Annotated in this window: 2 pseudogenes; both read right to left on the bottom strand. The window is 67.0% G+C overall.

Annotated elements, in window-relative coordinates:
- Nucleotides 1–144 (bottom strand): annotated as a pseudogene (locus tag SB753_RS38510) (aliphatic sulfonate ABC transporter ATP-binding protein); the annotation flags it as partial.
- Nucleotides 141–261 (bottom strand): annotated as a pseudogene (locus SB753_RS38505) (ABC transporter permease); the annotation flags it as partial. The pseudogenes SB753_RS38510 and SB753_RS38505, both read right to left, overlap by 4 nt.

Below are 261 nucleotides of genomic sequence, written 5' to 3'. Positions count from 1 at the left end.
CACCTGACGGCGCGCACGCTCACGCTCATCGAGATCCGCGGCCACATCCGCGTTGTGATCCGCAACGCGCGCCTGCGCCAGTTCGACCTCCAGATCGCGGCCCGCGATGCCGCCGAACGTCGTCGACAGTGTCGTTGCGCTCATGCCTTACCTCCACGTTGATAGGCCGGATGCCAGCGCAGCGACACGCGCTCGAGGCTCTTCGCCAGCACGTCGGCGATCTTGCCGAGCGCCGCGTACAACAGAATGCCGACCACGACG

The sequence above is a fragment of the Paraburkholderia sp. SIMBA_053 genome (assembly GCF_046534895.1).
Lineage (GTDB): Bacteria > Pseudomonadota > Gammaproteobacteria > Burkholderiales > Burkholderiaceae > Paraburkholderia > Paraburkholderia caledonica.
The sequence above is the reverse complement of the archived record's forward strand: the minus strand, read 5'-3'. Positions and strand labels throughout refer to the sequence as shown.